The organism is Flavobacterium sp. RSP15 (assembly GCF_003968755.1).
Lineage (GTDB): Bacteria > Bacteroidota > Bacteroidia > Flavobacteriales > Flavobacteriaceae > Flavobacterium.
The window spans coordinates 65,739-85,852 of record NZ_RYDL01000011.1 but is presented as its reverse complement, the minus strand read 5'-3'; the positions used below and the strand labels follow the sequence as shown (position 1 = coordinate 85,852).

Below are 20,114 nucleotides of genomic sequence, written 5' to 3'. Positions count from 1 at the left end.
TTGAATCAATTATTTATTGCATCAGAAACTTAAATGTATCTGATTTATTACCATTTATAACAAGAAAATACATTCCGCTGGATAATTTACTAACAGGTATTTTAGCTTCATTACCACTTTCTAATTGCAAAGCGCTTATTAAACCTCCATTTAGGGTATAAATGTCAACCCGATCAATTGGCGTTCTTGCACTGGAAATTGTAATTACTTTATCAGCCGACAATACAGTTGGGTATATTTTAAATTCTTCCCCATTAATTTTTTGCGTAGATAAAGTTGCTTGTGTTACCAAAGCAAAAGTTCCAGATCCGGTATGATTTCCTTTATAAGTACGATATTGCTCCGCAGAATATGCAGCGCCTAACCCCCCATTTATTTGAAAATTTTTAGGAGAATTTTTAGCATCATTGATGGAGTTGCTGTTTACTTTTATAACTCTTAAACCGCTAGGGTCTGAAAATTCACTTGTTTCAGCATCTGAAAAGAACAGTGTTAAGTCATAGGAAGCTGTTGCCGCATTTAATCCATCAGCTTCTAATTTGATAACTTTCCCTGAATGAGATCCTGCTATATTAGTAAAGTTAGATTTACTACCTGACTCACTAATCGTTAGCGTAACACAACCAAGATCCTTAGTCGCATTTTCTATCAAACCAATTACATCTCCATCTTGATCGCTCAAAAAGTATACTTGATTTCCAATTTTCACGGTTTCACTATCAAATTGCATCAAATCAGATTCTACTGAAGCCGGTGTTCCGCTTACTACAACGTTGTCTAAAGTAAAACTAAAAGCAGTACCTAGTAACGCATCATTATACCATCTCCAAGCTAAATGAAATTGTGTGTTATTTAATGCCGGTGTCGCTTTATTATACTTCCCTGAAGACGGAGAAGCTCCTGAAGCTGTCCCTGCAAAAAAGGCTAAAGAATTATAATTAGCTCCGTCTAAGGAGTATACAAATTCACCATAATCAAATAGGACAGTACTATCAGTTTGATCTGTTTCTCCACCTGCTTGCCAGTCAAAAGCTACGGTAACATCGCTCATCCCTTTTGTATCGATCAATTTACTTATGAGAAGCAGATTTCCGTTTTGGGTTGAATCATAAGTAGCACCTTGAGATGCCGCACCATTTGAAACATATGCTTTTCCTGAAGTACTTGGTCCATTAAAAAGCCAAACATTGGGATCCAACCCTATTACACTTTTAGTTTCCCAACCAGATGGAATATTTGAAGTAGTAAAAGTTTCTTTAAAAATCTCTACCGTACCTACACCAATAGCTGGCACATAATCATTATCAACAATTGTGATGTTTTGAATTCTAGATTGCGCTACAGGAGTATTTACATTAAACTTGATTATAATATTTTCTACACCTTCAACTATACCATCATTAAAAATGTTGAGTAAAATTGTTTTAGTCCCATCTTTATCAAAAGACAAACTAGTTGCTGATGTAGTAAAGTCTTTATTAATCGTTGCTGTAGAACCTGAGAAGTCTAAATTAATGGTTTGGGGAGAAGTGATGTTTACCCCAGTAACCTTAACTTCTATTGTGTTAAAAACACCACACCCTTGTGTTGCTGTCTGCTCGTTGACTACAGAAACATTTGTCGATTCAAAGAAAAGTTGGTTTGGATCAGGCGCAATAAATTCATTCCCTACATTAACCGCATACCAAGCATTTGTCACTTGTTTCACTTCATTAGAAAACGTTCCATATTCTTGCCCTGCGACAAGTATACTTGCATCTCTCATCTCTTGAAAAGTAGCGTTTGGAGTAAGTAGCACTTCGGCCTTAAACGTAATCTGTTCAGCAATAAGAAAACCTAAACCTTTGACACTGTAGACCTTCAAAGCATCATTTATTTGATCATCTGCAGCCGCTTTAGCTTTCCCACGAGTAAAACTCTTTCCAGAACCTTCTACTAATAAATAATACCATTTATTAAGAACTCCACTATTATTATGCACTCCACATTGGTCATTTGCTAAGCTAGGTTGCGCACATTGTGGATCAGACCAATTTTTACCTCCATAACTATCCGGATTCCCCTCAGCTTTTGGATCATCCATCCAACGCAAAGCAGTAGATCCAGCTGCGCCCGGAGCTAACCCACCATCACGTTGATCAATTTGTTCTCCAATTCCCCACGGGTCATAAGGCAACGAACTATCAATTGTAGTCAACACATAGTTTTCCACAGATGCTGCCCAGATATCCGAAAAACCTTCATTCATAGCACCAGATTCTCTAGCATAAACTAAATCAGATGTATTAGAACACACCCCATGCCCTATTTCATGTCCACAAACATCCATGGATGTTAAAGGCCCGAAAGAACCATTAGGATTTTTACCCCCTTGGTAACTTCCGTCTCCGTAAGTCATTGCAGTACCATTCCAGAAAGCATTGTCATACGCATCACCATAATGTACATAATTAATAATTTTGGTACCACGATTATCATAACTACTTCGATTATGAATAGCTCCCCAATATTTAATTACTATTTCAGCTCCCCAATGTGCATCTAAAGCAACATCATCATTTTTTGTTTCATTGTCAATAGGGTAATTTAGAGTAGTGAAACGACTTCTCCAGTGTTCGGCTGCTGTCCAGTTATTGTCTCCAGTTTCAACTTGTAATTGTCCTGATGGTGCATCACCATCATAAATAGAATACGATGGAATATTAGGCAAACTAATGGGTGCGCCACCTACTCCATTGTAAGAGCGCGTTTCATTTTGTATAACAACCGGCAATCCATTCACAAGAACCGGTATTGTCCCATCTAATGAATAGCGATTATTGACTACATCTAGTGTAGTCTGAAATTTTCTGTTTCCAGCGTATCTTGTATCCCCGCGCCCTTCAACTGAGGCTAAAATAGCTGTTGAATTAGTCGTGTTTATTTTATTCTTTTCGATGTTTTTATTAATTTCATCTGCATGTTTAATAATTGCATCCGTTAATAAAATCTGGCCATTGGCAGCATCAACAAAAACATTGTTTCTTGACAATGGTTTTGATGCATATATATTGAATTTATATGCAAGAGTTAAGTCAACCTCTTTTGTCTTATAATTATCAACATATACCAATTCCCCTTTAGGCAAATATTCATTATATGATTTTTGTAATTGTTGTATCTCTTTCTGATTCACCGTAACTTTTAAACTTTTTGAAATATCTTCCCAAACATAATTCTCAGCACCAACATGTTGCTTTGCCTTTTCTAATGCTTGGTCTTGAGACAATGACTTTGTCTTAGAAACATTAGCATCCATAACATAATGCTCGAGCGTAATTGCAGTTACTTTGTCTTTTTTAAGAACAATATTATATCGCGCATGTTCCACTTTCACCCCATTATAGAAGGCAGAAAAAGTAACGATATTAAAATTTCCTTTGGTGGTATTGGTGTGAATTTCTTTAAATTCAAATGAATTTTTATCTAATTGCAGTACTTCCACTAAAAAAGCAGGAACGCCTGCTAAATTTAAATTATAGTCCGGTTTAATTTTTATTAAAGAAGGACTCTGGCGACTTTTATTAAATTTAAATTCCTGGATATTTGTATTTGATTGCAAATATTTTTCATTGTTTTGAATTTTATTTTTTTGAGCGAAGACTAAAAAAGTAAAAAACAAAAAACTAGTTGTGAGTAATAGTTTATTCATAGTTGTGCTGTAAAATTTGGTGTACTAAATTGAGTTTGTTCTTGTTGTTTAATGGTGTGTAATTTGATACTTTATTTCATTAGCGCTAATATTTATTAATTAATAGAATTTGTAGTCTTTAAAATCATTAATTTAAATGAACAATCAATAAACCACTTAGACAAGATCATTTTTAATGTCTCCTGCGATTAAACAGAATCATATTAACTGTGTCCCGGTACGCTATTTTGAGTAGTAAAACCAATATTATCGTACCTATTGTTCTAAAAAAAGAATTGATTAAAATTGATTTTAATCAAAATTTTGCCTTTAAAAAACACAATTATTATTATTTAATCAAAAAAAAAAGAATTAATTAAATTTTTATCAAAAAAAAAGGTTAAAAAAATTCAACTTAATTTCTAATCAATATTAAAACAATAAATTATCTTAAAATTAATTTAGTTTATTAATTAAAAAAAAATCCTATAGATTTAAATTATTAAAGAGTAATGAATCTACTCTTTATGTTGCCATATCAAGTCAGACACTGTTTAAAACTAGAAATAACCTTCTGAATTAGTCAAATTATATCAAAACAAGAAATGCGTTTATAAAGAATATAATGGAGAGGGAAAATTTGAAAGAAAAAAACACTATAATGTCTTTGAGTGTCCAAAAAAATTACAGACCAGCAGTAATCACCTATACAAGTGAAAATTTATATTTTAATTAGAAGATGATTTTCTAAAAACAGTTCTGATTTGTAAAACCTATAAAAGAATCACAACAGTTTCTAATTACAAAATATCCCTTACAAAATAGGATACGGCATTTTATTTGAACCGAAATTTAGTTTATTAAACTCCCTAGACCAGCAGTAAAAAACTACGAATATAATCAATACTTATACCCTGATAAAATCAAATATAATTTACAAATCAGGCAAACCATCAATTTTGCCGGAGCCTCCTTTTCCTTTGAAGATTCCGGAGTCGCTTGGCTGAGGTCAAAAAAAACCCGTTTCTTTCGAAACGGGTTTTTAAATAATTGATAAAATCAATTATGCTTCAACTTCAAACGGAAGGATAGAAACATACGATTTGTTATCTCTTTTCTTTTGGAAAAAAACAACTCCATCTATTCTTGCGTGTAGGGTGTGATCTTTACTGATGTAAACATTTGCACCTGGATTGTGTTTTGAACCTCTTTGTCTTACGATGATGTTCCCAGCAATAGCAGCTTGACCACCAAAAATCTTAACACCTAAACGTTTTGATTCTGATTCTCTACCATTCTTAGAACTACCGACACCTTTCTTGTGAGCCATGACGTATTAGTTTTATTTTGTTATTATTCTTGAGTATCTTCTTTTTTAGCTTTAGCTACCTTTTTCTTAGGAGCTTCAACTTCTTCTGTAGTTGCTTCAACTGCTGCTTTTTTGGGAGCCGCTTTTTTAGCACCTGCTGCAGTAATACCTTCGATTACAATTTGAGTAAGATACTGACGGTGTCCGTTTCTCTTTTTGTATCCTTTTCTTCTTTTCTTTTTGAAAATGATAACTTTATCTCCTTTTAAGTGTTGTAACACTTTGGCTTCTACTGAAGCACCTTCTATAGCTGGGGCGCCTATTGTGATTGTACCGTTATCATCTAACAAATAAACTTTGTCGAAAGAAACTTGAGTTCCTTCTTCATTTGCTAAACGGTGAACGTAAACCTTTAGGTCTTTGCTAACTTTAAACTGTTGCCCTGCTATCTCTACGATTGCATACATAACAAATTGTTTTATAAATTTTTAAGGTTGCAAATATACAATTAAATAATTACCTCGCAATTTGTTGAAGAAAAAAAAATACCCAATACATCATAATTACTTATTAAATAGACTTTTGAAATAATTTTACAAAATAAAACGCTTAACTAGTGTTAAATTTCTCACAGCGAAACGCTTTTTATGTAACAAAAATTAAAAACCACTACTAATTATGCATATTAACAAAATTATTAACCTTATGAAAAATTCATTAATGGCTTTAGGTGCTTTGTTTATGCTAGGAGGAGTAGCTTCTGCTCAGAAAGTAGCTTTTGAAGAATACAAACTAGACAATGGATTGCATGTGATTTTACACAACGATCCTTCTGCCCCTACTGTTATTACCTCAGTAATGTACCATGTAGGCGCTAAAGATGAAAATCCAGAAAGAACTGGTTTTGCTCACTTTTTTGAACATTTATTGTTTGAAGGAACCGAAAATATCAAACGCGGTGAGTGGTTTAAGATTGTAACTGGAAACGGTGGTGTAAATAATGCCAACACAACGGATGACCGAACCTATTATTATGAGGTTTTCCCATCTAACAACTTAGAATTAGGTTTATGGATGGAAGCAGAAAGAATGCTGCACCCAGTGATCAATCAAATTGGTGTTGATACTCAAAACGAAGTGGTGAAAGAAGAAAAGAGATTGCGCGTTGACAATCAGCCTTACGGAAACTTTTTGGCGGAAGTAAAAAAGAATATTTTCACAAAACACCCATACCGTTGGGCAACTATAGGTTCTATGAACCATTTAGACGCTGCAACATTAGAAGAATTCCAAGCTTTCAACAAGAAATTTTACATTCCGAACAATGCTGTTTTAATTGTCGCTGGTGATTTCAAAAAAGAGCAAGCAAAAGAATGGATTCAAAAATATTTTGGACCGATCAAAAAAGGAGCTCCCATACAAAGAGAAACATTTGTTGAAGAACCGATTACTCAAACTATAAAAGCAGAATTTCAAGATGCTAATATCCAAATCCCTGCAATTGTAGCAGCCTACAGAACGCCATCTATGAAAACCAGAGACGCAAGAGTACTGGATATGATTTCATCCATCTTAAGTGATGGAAAAAGTTCTAGACTATACAAAAAAATAGTTGATGACAAAAAGATGGCCTTGCAAATTGGCGCTTTTAGTAACAGCCAAGAAGACTACGGTAGCTATATCATTTACGGTTTGCCTCAAGCGCCAAACACAACCGAAAATATTCTTGCCGAAATTGACTCTGAAATTGTAAAATTACAAACGGAATTGATTTCTGAAAGAGATTTACAAAAACTACAAAACAAATTCGAAAACCAATATGTAAACAGCAATTCTACCATTGACGGTATTGCAGACAATCTGGCTTCCTATCATTTGTTATACGGTGATGTAAACTTAATCAATACCGAAATTGAAATCTATCATTCTATCACTCGGGAAGAAATCAGAGATATTGCTAAGAAATATTTAAATCCAAACCAACGATTAGTTTTGGATTATGTTCCATCTAAAGACAAAGCTCAAAACTAAGATACATCATTATGAAAAAATCAATATTAATTTTATCAAGCTTGTTCGTAACCCTAATTATGCAAGGACAAATCATACCTCAGCCAAAACCAGGGGCAGCTCCATCAATAAAAATCGGAAAACCGTTAACTTTTGAATTAAAAAATGGATTAAAAGTTATGGTTGTCGAAAACCATAAACTACCTAGAGTAGCATTCAGTCTTACCTTAGACAATGATCCGTATGCTGAAGGCGACAAAAAAGGGGTTGCCGACATGACCAGTACATTAATCGGAAGCGGCACCACTAAAATTTCGAAAACAGCTTTCAATGAAGAAGTAGATTTCTTAGGCGCTAACATCAATTTTAGTTCTAATGGCGCTTCAGCAAGTTCCTTATCTAAATATTCGGGGAGAGTTTTAGAGCTAATGGCAGATGGTGCATTAAACCCAAACTTCACCCAAGAGGAATTTGACAAAGAAAAAGCGAAACTTATTGAAGGCTTGAAAGCCAATGAAAAAAGCGTTTCAGCAGTAGCAGCAAGAGTTGTAGATGTTTTGACTTATGGAAAAAACCATCCTGCAGGCGAATATGTTAGCGAAGCTACCTTGAAAAACGTAACTCTTTCAGATGTAAAAGCAAACTACACAACATATTTTGTGCCAAGCAACGCTTACCTAATTATTGTGGGTGATGTAAAATTCAGCGAAACAAAAAAAATGGTAGAGAAATTCTTTGGCTCATGGAAAAAAGCAGCTGCTCCATCGATCTCTTATAACGATCCAATAGATGTTTCCGCCACACAGATCAACTTTATTGACATGCCAAATGCGGTTCAATCAGAGGTTGCTGTGGTAAATATGTCAAATCTTAAAATGACTGATCCGGATTATTTTGCTGTCTTAGTTGCGAACCAAATTTTAGGTGGTGACTTTAATAGTTACATTAATATGAACTTAAGAGAAGCTCATGGATGGACGTATGGTGCCAGAACTAGCATTTACGGTGACAAACGCGTTTCTACGTTTAATGCTTCTACGCAAGTTCGTAACGCAGTAACTGACAGCACTGTTGTTGAGATTTTCAAAGAATTCAAAAAAATCAGAACTGAGAAAGTGACTGATGAAATGTTAGCTAGCGTAAAAGCAGGATACATTGGACGATTTGTAATGCAAATTGAAAAACCACAAACGGTAGCAGGTTACGCTTTAAGAATCCAAACGCAAAGCTTGCCAGCTGATTTTTATGAAAATTACATTAAAAATATCAGTGCTGTAACTGCTGACGATATTTTGAGAGTGGCTAATAAATACTTCTTGGCTGATAATAGCAGAATTGTTATTGTAGGAAAAGCAGCGGATGTAGCTTCTGGATTAGAAAAATTAAAGTTTCCAGTATCATACTTCGATAAATACGGAAATGCAACAGCTAAACCAGAATTAAAAAAACCAGTTCCAGCAGGAGTTACTGCAAAAAGCGTTATTGATAATTACATCAAAGCTATCGGCGGAGAAAAAGCAGCATTGGCTGTAAAAACAATTGTAATGAACGGGACAACAACTATTCCGCAAGCGCCTTCTCCATTAAGCTTCACCTCAAAAATTGATGCCAAAGGAAAATTGATGGTTGAACTAGCAATGGGCACAATGAGTATCATGAAACAAGTGGTAAATGAAAAAGGAGCTTACGTAATGCAACAAGGGCAACGTCAGAATATTGAAGGAACAATGCTAGCGGACATGAAAGCAACTGCAACACCATTTGAAGAATTGTCTCTTGCTAAAAACCAAGGTTTAACGCTGGAAACTATCGAGTCCATCAATGGAAAAGATGCTTACGCTGTTAAAAACGGGAAAACTACACTATTCTATGATGTAACTACTGGTTTAAAATTAGCCGAATCTAAAATTGTTGAACAAGGTGGGCAAAGCATCACTCAAACTACAAATTATGGAGATTACAAAGAAGTAAAAGGAGTTAAAGTTCCTTTTAACATCATCCAGAATGTAGGTTTTGAATTAGACATAAAAATGTCTGATGTAAAAATCAATGAAGGTGTTACCGATGCTGATTTTTTATAATCAAATCTTGAATAAATAAATAAAGGCTGTCTATTTTTAGACAGCCTTTATTGTTTTTAATAAGATCCTAAACACAAATTGATCAAGAACAGCTACTACTTCTTAGCCGACAAATACACGCCGATTAAAACAATAAACGCACCAAAAAACTGAACTGGCGTAAGCATTTCATTATCCAATAATCCCCAGCAAAAAGCAACTACGGGAATCAAATACGTTACCGAAGTAGCAAAAACCGGCGATGACATTTGGATCAATTTAAAGAACAGAATATTCGCAATTCCAGTTCCTACCACACCTAAAACCATTATAAACAAAATTGATTCCTGCACTTTCACATCATGTACCACTTCAAAAAAACCGGAGAAAAACAAGATAATGAATGCCGGAACAAACAGCACCATAAAATTCCCGGTAGTAATACTCAGCGGACTCAAATCATGCAAATATTTTTTGATTAAATTGACATTGACCGCATAACATATAGATGCTATTAAAACCAAAATAGCATAATAATAATTTTGTTCCGGATGATGCATGGCGCCGTTCAAAATCAACAAGGCGCTTCCTAATAAACCAATTAGAATTCCAAAAATCTGATTTCTTTTGAATTGCAATCCAAAAACCAAAGCGCCAAGAATCAGCGTATTCAAAGGGGTCAGGGAATTCAAAATAGAACTCACGGAACTATCAATTTCAGTCTGTGCAATTGCAAACAAGTAAGCGGGTATAAATGTTCCGAATAAAGATGTTAAAGCAATGTATTTCCATTTAAATACTGGGATTTTAGACAAACTTTTGAACCCTATTAATATTAAAAAAACAGCTGCAAAAATAATTCGCAACGATCCCAATTGTAACGCTGTCAAACCTATTAATCCTTTTTTTATCAGTATAAAGGAACTTCCCCAAACCAAGGCAAGAACCAACAAATACACCCATTTTAACTGCTTCGATTCCATAAAAATAATTTTGCCCAAAATTGTAATTATTTTATGAATTAGTCCTTCTTTTTTTAATTAATTTTGTAATTCATAAAAAAGTAGTTAATCTTCAAAATATACATTATAATGAATTTCAAAAGATCAATCGCAACACTGGTACTTACAAGTCTTTTATTTGTAGGTTGCAAAGAAAAAGAAACAGACATAGCTTCAAAAGAAACGGCTGAAACAACTGCTCCAAAAGTTAAAAAGGAAATTGCAGCTGCTAATCTTCAAACAGCGAGTTTCTCTGTAGAAGGAATGACGTGCGCTGTAGGCTGCGCCAAAACGATTCAAGAAGATCTAACCGCACAGGATGGTGTTCAAAAAGCAACAGTAGATTTTGATACTAAAATGGCCACTGTAACTTTTGACAAAACAGTTCAAACACCAGAAAAATTGACAACAGTCGTTGAAGCCGCTGCTGATGGCAAAACATACAAGGTTTCTAAAATGAAGTCCTAAATAAAACTTTACCTTTATCGCAACAAAACATTCTCTTTACGGGGATGTTTTTTTTGAACCACACAAGGATGTTGAAGGTCATTAAAAAAAGCGTACAGTTAGTGTTAACAGGCTAATTTAAACTTAAAAGCCTTATTTATTCTAAAAAGAGTTTTGCTTATTTTGTACTATTCCGGTAAATGACTATTGTTGTTATTTCCATTTCAAGGTTTCCATTAGCCGCTGCATATCATTTTTGATATAACTTGCCGCTGGCATAATCGAGTCATAATTGGGTTTCGCATAAAAATAAACGGATCCCGTCAAAAAATGACTAGTACTGTCCGTAGCATAAAACTGGGAATTCGTTGCTGCATTTCCTTCTACCTGATAAAACATACCGTACACTTTTTTATCGGGATTCAAATACGGTTGTTCCAGAATATCATCTGCTTTTATCACGTGTTCATAAGTCAATTTTTGTGCATCCCGCAACAGTTCATTAATGTTTTTAGTGACTGGTTTATAGGTGAGATAAATAGTCGCTTTCATTTTTGGATAGGTAATCGTGAAACCACAATTGGGCTCTTTCTGGATAACGGCCTCTGAATTCATATCGAAAACAAAAGGACATTCGTTTTCAAAATTCATATAACTGGCTTGCGGATAATCCAACCGCAAATAAGCGGATGGTTTTGGGATCACGGCGTCTTTGCAACTAAAACTCAACAATGACGTTAGTGCTATTACCAGAAAAGGGATTGTTTTTTTAAACATTTCTATTTTTTTTAATCTTACAAATTTTAAGAAAACGTATTCCAATGGCTCTCTTTCCTTCGCAGAGGACCATGGAAGGATTATTCAATCGTTACTTTTATCTGTTTAACTCGTTTTTTATCCACTGCTTCTATAGTAAACAGACAGTTTTCGAATACAATTTTTTGATCTTTTTTAGGGAAATTGCCTAAAATTTCCAGAATAAATCCGGCTAATGTTTCGGCTTCTCCTTTTTTAATTTCGAATAATTCTTCGTCAACATCAATAATCCGATAAAAATCTCTCAGGTTTATTTTTCCTTCAAAAAGGTAATTTTTTTCATCAATTTGAGAAAATACAATCTGTTCATCATCAAATTCATCGCTGATATCCCCAACAATTTCTTCAATAACATCCTCAAGAGAAACTAACCCTGAGGTTCCTCCATATTCATCTACCACGATCGCTAAATGACTTTTCTTGTTCTGAAAATCTTTCAGCAAATTATCCAGCTTTTTGTTTTCAGGGACAAAAAAAGGTTCTCGCACCAATGTTTTCCAGTCAAATTCATTTGTATTAATATGCGGAAGCAAGTCTTTGACAAACAAAACGCCTTCTATCTGGTCTATATTGTCTCGATATACCGGAATTCTGGAATATCCTTTTTCTATAATTTTGGGACAAATAGCAGCAAAAGATTCTTCTATTTCTAAAGCAAAAATATCGATTCGCGGACTCATTACTTGTCTGGTATCCGTATTTCCAAAACTCACAATTCCTTCTAATATTTTTTGCTCTTCGGAAGATGTTTCATCCGAAGCCGTAAGCTCTAAAGCCTGTGATAATTGATCAACAGAAAAATTTGTTTTTTGTTTTCCTAATTTGTTATGCAAATAAATCGTTGCTGCACGCATTGGTAAACTAATAGGCGTCAAAAGCTTATCTAAAAAGAAAATAGGGTAAGCAATAAGTTTGGCAAACTTGGTATTATTTCGACTGGCATATACTTTAGGCAAGACTTCTCCAAAGAGCAAAATCAAAAAAGTAACTACCAATACTTCCAAGATGAATTTCAATACCGGTTGGGTTATCGCTGCAAACATGCTTTTTCCAGCGTATGAAAACAATATTACTATCGCTATGTTGACAAAATTATTAGCAACCAGAAGCGTGGCCAGCAGTTTTTTGGGTTTTTCTAAAAGCGCGGCAATGATTTTTCCTTTAGCATCATTCTCCTGAATGGTTTCATCAATCTCTTTTTGTGACAACGAAAACAAGGCAACTTCGGCACCTGAAATTAATGCGGAACAAAACAGCAATATGATTATTACTGTAAAACCAAATGCTAAATTAGTATCTATTGCGTAAGCAAAAAGCAAACTGGGCTCTGAGTCCAAATTGGTAAGGATTAGTTAAACACTCAAAATGGCAAGTCGTTTATAGGCAAGACATTCTTATCGGTGTCAAAATTAGTGTTTTTCGGGACATCAGGTACAGGAATTTGTTTATTACTTCCAGTGTCTTTCTTAGTTGAAAGAAAAGTAAATTCGGTTACCTGAATTTCAGTGGTGTGTTTAGTACTCCCATCCTCTGACTGCCATTGACGGGATTTAATGCGTCCTTCCACGTAAATTTTATCGCCTTTAGAAAGGTATTTTTCACAAAGTTCTGCCGCTTTGTTGCGAACAACTAAATTGTGCCACTCCGTAGAAGTGATTTTTTCATTAGTGGTTTTGTTGATATACACCTCGTTTGTGGCCAACTGAAATCTTCCAATACAATTGCCTCCATCAAAATAATGCATTTTGATGTCGTCGCCAAGAAAACCAATTAGCATAACCTTATTTAATGTTCCGTTCATTTTAGAATCTAGTGTTTAATCAAAGATACAGTTTTTTAGAAACTCTATAAATCCTTTTCAATAAAATTATGAATCACAATTGGAAAAGGAAAAGTTCTCAAAGTTTCAACGTCAATTCCGTTTTCAATTGTTCCTTCAATTTTCACTTTCCAAAACTTAATATGTAAATGCTGGTGTGACAATTTATGAAGGATACTTTTTTCGTTGTATTCTAACATACTTACGACAGTATTTTCTTTAAAATAATCCGCTTGAATAGCTTCGCTAACACAATCAAAATCTTCCTCTTTTTCGGTTTCTATCAAAGGAAATTCATAGAGATTGTGCCAAATTCCTTTGTCTGTTCGTTTTTGAATTATGGTGTTGTCATTTTCATCTGCAACAACCAGATAATTAAAGTAACGGCTTCTCACTTTTAGTTTTTTAGTCTTAACAGGCAACTGATTAACTTTGTTTTTTTGCAAAGCAGCGCAACTTTCGTTAAAAACACAAATACCGCAATTTGGACTTTTAGGAACACATTGCAAAGCCCCAAATTCCATAATGGCTTGATTGAAGGTTGCCGGGTTATCTTTTGGCATCAGTTCAAATGCCAAAGCGGCGAATTTTTTTTTGGCAGAAGCCTGAGCAATATCTGTATCTATATCGAAATAACGCGATAAAACTCGGAATACATTTCCATCAACAACCGGAACGGCTTCGTTATAAGAAAAAGAAGCGATGGCCGCAGCGGTATATTCCCCAATACCTTTTAATTTTAGTAAATCCGCATAGTTATCCGGAAAACTTCCCCCTAAATCTGAGGCCACATATTGAGCCGTTTTATGCAAATTTCGCGCTCTGGAATAATATCCTAATCCCTGCCAAAGTTTCAAAACATGCTCTTCATTAGCTTTTGCTAAATCAAAAACAGTAGGAAAAGCGGTAGTAAAAGACATAAAATAAGGCATTCCTTGGGCAACGCGTGTCTGCTGCAACATGATTTCGGAGAGCCAAATAGGATACGGATCCGTAGTGTTTCGCCATGGCAAATCCCGTTTATTTTGTAAATACCATTTTATCAGCAGGTTATAAAAATTCATTTTTAAATATTAGACTACAAAAGTAAAAGTTTATGTGATTAAAATTTAATGAATTAGCTTGAATAATTGTTTTTTAAATTCCTATATTTGCAAACTCAAAAAAATAGTACAACATTATAAATAGGAAAGAAAATGACGAAAGCAGATATCGTAGCAAAAATTTCAGAAAAATTAGGTCTTGAAAAGGGAGATGTACAGGCAACTGTAGAGACTTTTATGAATGAAGTAAAAAATTCATTAGAAACTGGAGACAATGTTTATTTAAGAGGTTTTGGAAGCTTTATAGTGAAAACCAGAGCAGAGAAAACTGGAAGAAACATTTCTAAAAATACTACAATAAAAATTCCTGCACACAACATTCCTGCATTCAAACCTGCAAAAGTTTTTGTTGAAGGGGTGAAAATAAATAACGAAGCAAAATAATAATATTAATTAATCATAAAATCATAAGATATGCCAAGTGGTAAAAAAAGAAAGAGACATAAGGTAGCAACTCACAAACGTAAAAAAAGAGCGAGAGCTAATCGTCACAAAAAGAAAAAGTAGTTTTAAACTACTTTTTTCTTTTTAAATGTTCATTGAAATTGAAAGTTAGTAATCAGTATTCAGTTTTTAGTAGTCAGTCAACTGCGAACTTAACACTGCAAACTGCCAGCTAATTTTCCCCGGGTTCAATACCTGTTAAAAATATTGTTTAATCCATTTGTTCGCCACAGCGAATAGATAAAAATGTACAGCGTGAATAAAGAATTAATCATCCGATCTAGTTCCGAAGCCGTAGATTTTGCCTTATTAAAAGATGGAAAACTAATTGAATTACACAAAGAAGAAGAAAAAAGCAACTTCCAAGTTGGCGATATTTTTATTGCCAAAATCAGGAAACCCGTTGCCGGACTAAATGCTGCTTTTGTAAATGTTGGCTTTGAAAAAGATGCCTTTTTACATTATCATGATTTAGGACCCAATTTAGCTTCCCAACTGAAATTCATAAAACTTGTAAGCGCAGGTAAATTAAAAGATTTCTCCCTAAAAAACTTTCAGTTTGAAAAAGAAATAGACAAAGATGGTACCATTACTGATGTTTTGAGCGCCAATCAATCTGTTTTAGTACAAGTTGTTAAAGAACCTATATCTACCAAAGGACCAAGGATTAGCGCTGAGCTTTCTCTTGCCGGAAGATTTATAGTTTTGGTTCCGTTTTCTGATCGTGTTTCTATTTCTCAAAAAATAGAAGACAAAAAAGAAAAAGAACGCTTGAAACGATTAGTACAATCCATCAAACCAAAAGGATTTGGTGTTATTGTTCGCACAGTAGCCGAAGGCAAAAATACAGCCGAATTAGAAAAAGATTTGCAGAACCTGCTCAGCAGATGGACTGCAATGTGTAAAAAATTACCAACTGCTCATCATCCTTCAAAAGTATTAGGAGAACTCAATAGAGCCTCTTCGATATTAAGAGATGTATTTAATGATACCTTTAGTGGTATTCAAATTGATGATGAAGAGTTGTACAACCAAACGAAGGATTATTTGCAAGAAATTGCCCCTTCGAAACAATCAATAGTGAAGTTTTATCAATCAAATGACACACCTATTTTTGAGAAATACAACATAGAGAGACAAATCAAAACTTCTTTTGGAAAAACAGTATCCATGAGTAAAGGGGCGTATCTTATTATCGAACATACTGAAGCCTTGCACGTTATAGACGTAAACAGCGGAAACCGTTCTAATAAAGCTACCAACCAGGAAGATACAGCCATGGAAGTCAACATGATAGCAGCAGCCGAAATTGCGAGACAACTGCGTCTTCGTGATATGGGCGGAATCATTGTGGTTGATTTTATCGACATGTCGAATCCTGAAAATCGCAAAGTGTTGTTCGACTTCCTCAGGGAAGAAATGAGCGATGATAAAGCAAAACATAAGATCTTACCCCCTAGCAAATTTGGACTAGTTCAAATTACAAGACAAAGAGTACGACCAGAAGTAAATATTAAGACCAGAGAAGAAGATCCAAACAATGAAAGTGGCGAAATTGAAGCGCCGATTCAAATCATTGATAAAATCGCTTTTGATCTGGAAAGAGTATTAAAAAACCACAAAGATGTTGTGCTTAATGTACATCCGTTTGTGGCCGCATACCTTACCAAAGGTTTTCCATCATTACGTTCAAAATGGTTTCTTGAACATAAAAAGTGGGTGAAAATCATACCTCGTGATGCTTACACGTATTTAGAATATCATTTCTACGACAAAAAAGAAAATGCTGTCATAGAATAAATTATAAACCGCCTTTCGTAAGATTGGCGGTTTTTTTGTGGGTCATTGCGAGATTTTTCGAAGCAAGCGGTCATTGCGAGGGACGAAGCAATCTGGAGCTAATCCAGCTATACGTTACAATCTTTTCTTTTTTAAAGAAAAAAAGAAAAGGATTTCCACTGCTATCTGGGCTAGAGATTTGTGTAAATAGAATTATTTTCTTCTCTCCACAAAAAACCGCTTCATCAACTCCGAAGCTTCATTTGCCAAAACTCCTTTTACAACAGTTGTTTTAGGATGCAATTGTGTTCCCATTTTCACAAAACCCCTATTTTCATCAGTGGCTCCATACACAATTCTCGAAATCTGACTCCAGTACAAAGCGCCGGCGCACATCTGGCAAGGTTCCAGTGTAACATAAAGTGTGCATCCTATTAAATATTTTCCGCCAAGATAATTAGCTGCGGCAGTTATGGATTGCATTTCGGCATGAGCCGTAACATCATGGAGTAATTCGGTTAAATTATGACCTCGAGCAATGACTTTATTATCAATTACAATTAGAGCGCCAACAGGAATTTCGTCTTTGTCAAAAGCCATTTCGGCTTCCTGCAACGCTTTTTTCATGAAATATTCATCGGTGAAAGGATTTATCATAGTATAAGTCCGCGAATTCGCATATTTAAGTTCTTTGCAAATCTTCGCTTTATTTTGTGATTCTTTATAAAACAAGTTTTTTATCAAATGTAAAAATACAATTTCAAATCGTACCTTTGCTTTATGTCAGATAATTTACTTTCAAACATAAACAATCCAACCGATTTACGCCAGCTCGACGAAGCTCAACTTCCTCAGGTCGCTCAAGAATTACGCAATTTCATAATTGATATTGTAGCCGCAAAAGAAGGCCATCTTGGGGCCAGTTTGGGTGTTGTTGAACTCACCATCGCTTTGCATTATGTGTTTGACACACCAAATGATTTGTTAGTTTGGGATGTAGGCCATCAGGCATACGGACATAAAATACTCACCGGCCGAAGAGAAAATTTTCATACCAACAGGCAACTCGGCGGTATTTCCGGTTTCCCAAAAAGAAGTGAAAGTATTTACGATGCTTTTGGCGTAGGACATTCTTCGACTTCCATTTCAGCAGCATTAGGAATGGCGATCGCTTCTAATTTGAAAGGCGAATACGATAAACAACATATTGCAGTGATTGGAGATGCCTCCATCGCATCAGGAATGGCTTTTGAAGGATTAAATCACGCCGGAGTTACTGATGCTAATTTACTGGTGATCCTTAATGATAATGCCATCGGCATTGACCCGAGCGTTGGTGCGTTAAAAAAGTATCTTACTGCCGTAAAAGAAGGGAAAAATCCGAGGCAGAACAACATGATTAAATCATTGAATTTTGATTATTCGGGTCCTATTGACGGGCATAATCTTTTTGCGGTTATCAAGGAACTCAAACGCTTGCAAAAAGTAAAAGGACCAAAATTTCTCCATATCATCACCACCAAAGGTAAAGGACTGCAACAAGCCGAAGAAAATCAGGTTAAATACCATGCGCCGGGGAAATTTGACGCTACAACTGGGGAAATTCACATCAAATCAGAAGAGAATTTACCGCCGAAATACCAGGATGTTTTTGGCTTGACCGTATTGGATTTGGCCCGAAAAAACGAAAAAATAATAGGAATTACACCTGCAATGCCTTCGGGAAGTTCCCTCAAATTCATGATGGAAGCTTTCCCAAAACGCGCCTTTGATGTAGGAATCGCCGAGCAACATGCCGTTACCTTAGCGGCCGGAATGGCGGCACAAGGAATGATCGTATTTTGCAATATTTATTCTACTTTTTTGCAAAGAGCATACGACCAAGTCATTCATGACGTAGCACTGCAAAACTTACCGGTAATTTTCTGTTTGGACAGAGCGGGATTAGTGGGAGAAGACGGCGCAACGCATCACGGTGTTTTTGATCTTGCTTATTTGCGCTGTATTCCTAATATGATTATCTATTCCCCCATGAACGAAATAGCGCTTCAAAACATTCTCTATACTGCACAACTGGGATTGAATCAGCCCATCGCTATCCGTTATCCAAGAGGTCGCGGTGTGATTCAGAATTGGCAAGATCAACATCTGGGAAAGTATAAAAAAATAGCAATTGGAGAAAGCATTTGTATTAAAAAAGGAACACATATCGCAGTATTATCAAATGGAACTATTGGTCACAATGTCACTTTGGCTATAGCCAAGACAGACCATCAGGAAACCATTGCCCATTATGATTTTTCATTTGTCAAACCATTAGACGAAAAAGCACTACATACCATTTTTACTGAATTTTCAACTATAATCACGCTAGAAGACGGCGTTGTAAATGGCGGTTTTGGGAGTGCTATACTTGAATTTGCTTCCCAAAATAATTACACTTCAAAAATAAAAATATTAGGCATTCCTGACGAATTTATTGAACAGGGAACAGTGGCTGAATTACAACAATATTGCAAAATTGACGTTAAAAGTCTTGAAATCCTTTTTTCAAGCTATTAAAATAATTATTTTGCACGTTTAAATTTAATCTCCCCCGTAATGAAATTACTCCCTACTGCATTTTTACTTTTTTTATTTTTGATTTCTATAAATAGTTTTTCCCAAGAAGCAACAGTCAGTAGTATGAAAACTGCACTTGAACCTGTAACAACACTCACAAAAGTAAAGAGACCGCTGACCGTAGTAGTCAATATACGAACTAAGAAACCATATGTTCCTTTATCCTATTGGACAAAAAAAAATAGTTTAGGATTTGACATATCCGAAGTCGCTTTTATCAACTGGAGTCCCGGAGGAACAAGCTCCGTTTCCGGGTTGTTCAACGGAAAATTTCTGAGAACGTACAACCGAAGCAATTACAATTGGACTAATGAACTTTTAATCCGATATGGTTTAAACAAACAAGACCGCATCGAAGTAAGAAAAACGGATGATGCCTTTTTATTAAACTCAACATTTGGTTATCGAAAAGACACCCTTTCGAATTGGTACCATTCCGCAAAATTAAATTTCAATACGCAGTTCACTAATGGTTATTCTTATCCAAATACTCAAACTGCAATATCAAAGCCCTTTGCACCCGCTTATGCCTTCATGGGAATAGGAGCTGAGAATATAAATAAAGAGAAAAAAAGAACGTTTTATATTTCCCCATTTACATTTAAAACAACCTTGGTTTTAGATCAAAGATTAGCGAATCAAGGTGCTTTTGGTGTCACTAAAGCCATTTACGATCTGAACGGAAATTTGATCGAAAAAGGAGAAAAATCCAGAACAGAGCTCGGATTTTTATTTACGGGGCATCTGAAAAAAGAAATTTTTAAAAATATTCATTTAGAAAATCGCCTCAGTTTATATTCTGATTATGTGAATCATTTTGGCAACATAGATATCGATTACGACCTCCAATTTGAATTAGTGGTAAACCAGTACGTAAAAGCGAATATTGGCGCACATATTATTTATGATGATGACATTAAATCAAAAAGAGAAATAGCGGGAATTCAAGTCACTGAAGGCCCAAAAGTACAAGTACGGCAAGCTATAGGTGTTGGAATACAATATTTGTTCTAAAAAAATTCTGAAAAATTTTT

The 20,114-nt window shown here is 35.1% G+C and carries 16 protein-coding genes; 7 read left to right on the top strand and 9 right to left on the bottom strand.

Features of this window, described 5'->3' with window-relative positions; all coding sequences use genetic code 11:
• Window positions 1–13: 13 nt before the first annotated feature.
• The 3 genes from EKM00_RS11675 to rplU all read right to left on the bottom strand — a co-directional run bounded on the left by EKM00_RS11675 (window position 14) and on the right by rplU (window position 5,446).
• The gene (locus EKM00_RS11675; protein WP_126516298.1) at window positions 14–3,691 is read right to left on the bottom strand and encodes a M4 family metallopeptidase; all 3,678 of its coding nucleotides are present in this window, start codon (window positions 3,689–3,691) and stop codon (window positions 14–16) included.
• Between the two features lie 1,042 nt (window positions 3,692–4,733).
• Window positions 4,734–5,000 carry a 50S ribosomal protein L27 gene (gene rpmA, locus EKM00_RS11670; protein WP_126455147.1) on the bottom strand — a complete coding sequence of 89 codons (267 nt, stop codon included), beginning with the start codon at window positions 4,998–5,000 and terminating at the stop codon, window positions 4,734–4,736.
• Between the two features lie 23 nt (window positions 5,001–5,023).
• Complete coding sequence (gene rplU, locus EKM00_RS11665) at window positions 5,024–5,446, bottom strand: 50S ribosomal protein L21 (RefSeq protein WP_126455145.1); 423 nt, start codon at window positions 5,444–5,446, stop codon at window positions 5,024–5,026.
• 238 nt (window positions 5,447–5,684) lie between these two features.
• On the opposite strand from rplU, the gene EKM00_RS11660 reads away from it, so the two are divergent.
• Entirely contained in the window at window positions 5,685–7,010 is a 1,326-nt protein-coding gene (locus EKM00_RS11660; protein WP_126516297.1) for a M16 family metallopeptidase, read from the top strand.
• An 11-nt stretch (window positions 7,011–7,021) separates the two neighbouring features.
• Window positions 7,022–9,070 carry an insulinase family protein gene (locus EKM00_RS11655; RefSeq protein ID WP_233592286.1) on the top strand — a complete coding sequence of 683 codons (2,049 nt, stop codon included), beginning with the start codon at window positions 7,022–7,024 and terminating at the stop codon, window positions 9,068–9,070.
• A gap of 95 nt (window positions 9,071–9,165) precedes the next feature.
• On the opposite strand, the gene EKM00_RS11650 is transcribed toward EKM00_RS11655, so the two are convergent.
• Window positions 9,166–10,032 carry a DMT family transporter gene (locus tag EKM00_RS11650; RefSeq protein WP_126516296.1) on the bottom strand — a complete coding sequence of 289 codons (867 nt, stop codon included), beginning with the start codon at window positions 10,030–10,032 and terminating at the stop codon, window positions 9,166–9,168.
• Between the two features lie 108 nt (window positions 10,033–10,140).
• On the opposite strand from EKM00_RS11650, the gene EKM00_RS11645 reads away from it, so the two are divergent.
• Window positions 10,141–10,518 (top strand): heavy-metal-associated domain-containing protein, encoded by a 378-nt coding sequence (locus EKM00_RS11645; protein WP_126516295.1) that lies wholly within the window; start codon window positions 10,141–10,143, stop codon window positions 10,516–10,518.
• Between the two features lie 192 nt (window positions 10,519–10,710).
• Here the strand turns inward: EKM00_RS11645 and gldD are convergent, their stop codons facing one another.
• The 4 genes from gldD to mutY form a co-directional block, all read right to left on the bottom strand.
• Window positions 10,711–11,274, bottom strand: a complete 564-nt coding sequence (gldD, locus tag EKM00_RS11640) for a gliding motility lipoprotein GldD (protein WP_126516294.1) — start codon at window positions 11,272–11,274, stop codon at window positions 10,711–10,713.
• A gap of 80 nt (window positions 11,275–11,354) precedes the next feature.
• Entirely contained in the window at window positions 11,355–12,650 is a 1,296-nt protein-coding gene (locus EKM00_RS11635) for a gliding motility-associated protein GldE (RefSeq protein ID WP_126516293.1), read from the bottom strand.
• A gap of 23 nt (window positions 12,651–12,673) precedes the next feature.
• Window positions 12,674–13,114, bottom strand: a complete 441-nt coding sequence (locus EKM00_RS11630; protein WP_126516292.1) for a single-stranded DNA-binding protein — start codon at window positions 13,112–13,114, stop codon at window positions 12,674–12,676.
• A gap of 44 nt (window positions 13,115–13,158) precedes the next feature.
• Complete coding sequence (gene mutY, locus EKM00_RS11625; RefSeq protein WP_126516291.1) at window positions 13,159–14,196, bottom strand: A/G-specific adenine glycosylase; 1,038 nt, start codon at window positions 14,194–14,196, stop codon at window positions 13,159–13,161.
• Window positions 14,197–14,328: 132 nt separating this feature from the next.
• Here mutY and EKM00_RS11620 point away from each other — a divergent pair, with 132 nt between their 5' ends.
• The gene (locus EKM00_RS11620; RefSeq protein WP_016989051.1) at window positions 14,329–14,619 is read left to right on the top strand and encodes an HU family DNA-binding protein; all 291 of its coding nucleotides are present in this window, start codon (window positions 14,329–14,331) and stop codon (window positions 14,617–14,619) included.
• A 315-nt stretch (window positions 14,620–14,934) separates the two neighbouring features.
• Window positions 14,935–16,479, top strand: coding sequence for an Rne/Rng family ribonuclease (locus tag EKM00_RS11615; RefSeq protein ID WP_126457572.1), 1,545 nt, complete (start codon window positions 14,935–14,937; stop codon window positions 16,477–16,479).
• Between the two features lie 192 nt (window positions 16,480–16,671).
• On the opposite strand, the gene EKM00_RS11610 is transcribed toward EKM00_RS11615, so the two are convergent.
• Complete coding sequence (locus EKM00_RS11610; protein ID WP_126516290.1) at window positions 16,672–17,115, bottom strand: nucleoside deaminase; 444 nt, start codon at window positions 17,113–17,115, stop codon at window positions 16,672–16,674.
• A 123-nt stretch (window positions 17,116–17,238) separates the two neighbouring features.
• Here EKM00_RS11610 and EKM00_RS11605 point away from each other — a divergent pair, with 123 nt between their 5' ends.
• Window positions 17,239–19,020 (top strand): 1-deoxy-D-xylulose-5-phosphate synthase, encoded by a 1,782-nt coding sequence (locus EKM00_RS11605; RefSeq protein WP_126516289.1) that lies wholly within the window; start codon window positions 17,239–17,241, stop codon window positions 19,018–19,020.
• 123 nt (window positions 19,021–19,143) lie between these two features.
• The gene (locus EKM00_RS11600) at window positions 19,144–20,094 is read left to right on the top strand and encodes a DUF3078 domain-containing protein (RefSeq protein ID WP_370453936.1); all 951 of its coding nucleotides are present in this window, start codon (window positions 19,144–19,146) and stop codon (window positions 20,092–20,094) included.
• The last annotated feature ends 20 nt before the right edge of the window (window positions 20,095–20,114 follow it).

What these genes read in the sequence shown, in the direction of transcription:
- mutY (WP_126516291.1), bottom strand. Translation starts at nt 14,196, where the DNA reads ATGAATTTTTATAACCTGCTGATAAAATGGTATTTACAAAATAAACGG.
- gldD (WP_126516294.1), bottom strand. Translation starts at nt 11,274, where the DNA reads ATGTTTAAAAAAACAATCCCTTTTCTGGTAATAGCACTAACGTCATTG.
- rplU (WP_126455145.1), bottom strand. Translation starts at nt 5,446, where the DNA reads ATGTATGCAATCGTAGAGATAGCAGGGCAACAGTTTAAAGTTAGCAAA.
- EKM00_RS11605 (WP_126516289.1), top strand. Translation starts at nt 17,239, where the DNA reads ATGTCAGATAATTTACTTTCAAACATAAACAATCCAACCGATTTACGC.
- EKM00_RS11660 (WP_126516297.1), top strand. Translation starts at nt 5,685, where the DNA reads ATGAAAAATTCATTAATGGCTTTAGGTGCTTTGTTTATGCTAGGAGGA.
- EKM00_RS11610 (WP_126516290.1), bottom strand. Translation starts at nt 17,115, where the DNA reads ATGATAAATCCTTTCACCGATGAATATTTCATGAAAAAAGCGTTGCAG.
- EKM00_RS11645 (WP_126516295.1), top strand. Translation starts at nt 10,141, where the DNA reads ATGAATTTCAAAAGATCAATCGCAACACTGGTACTTACAAGTCTTTTA.
- EKM00_RS11620 (WP_016989051.1), top strand. Translation starts at nt 14,329, where the DNA reads ATGACGAAAGCAGATATCGTAGCAAAAATTTCAGAAAAATTAGGTCTT.
- EKM00_RS11675 (WP_126516298.1), bottom strand. Translation starts at nt 3,691, where the DNA reads ATGAATAAACTATTACTCACAACTAGTTTTTTGTTTTTTACTTTTTTA.
- rpmA (WP_126455147.1), bottom strand. Translation starts at nt 5,000, where the DNA reads ATGGCTCACAAGAAAGGTGTCGGTAGTTCTAAGAATGGTAGAGAATCA.
- EKM00_RS11630 (WP_126516292.1), bottom strand. Translation starts at nt 13,114, where the DNA reads ATGAACGGAACATTAAATAAGGTTATGCTAATTGGTTTTCTTGGCGAC.
- EKM00_RS11650 (WP_126516296.1), bottom strand. Translation starts at nt 10,032, where the DNA reads ATGGAATCGAAGCAGTTAAAATGGGTGTATTTGTTGGTTCTTGCCTTG.
- EKM00_RS11655 (WP_233592286.1), top strand. Translation starts at nt 7,022, where the DNA reads ATGAAAAAATCAATATTAATTTTATCAAGCTTGTTCGTAACCCTAATT.
- EKM00_RS11600 (WP_370453936.1), top strand. Translation starts at nt 19,144, where the DNA reads ATGAAAACTGCACTTGAACCTGTAACAACACTCACAAAAGTAAAGAGA.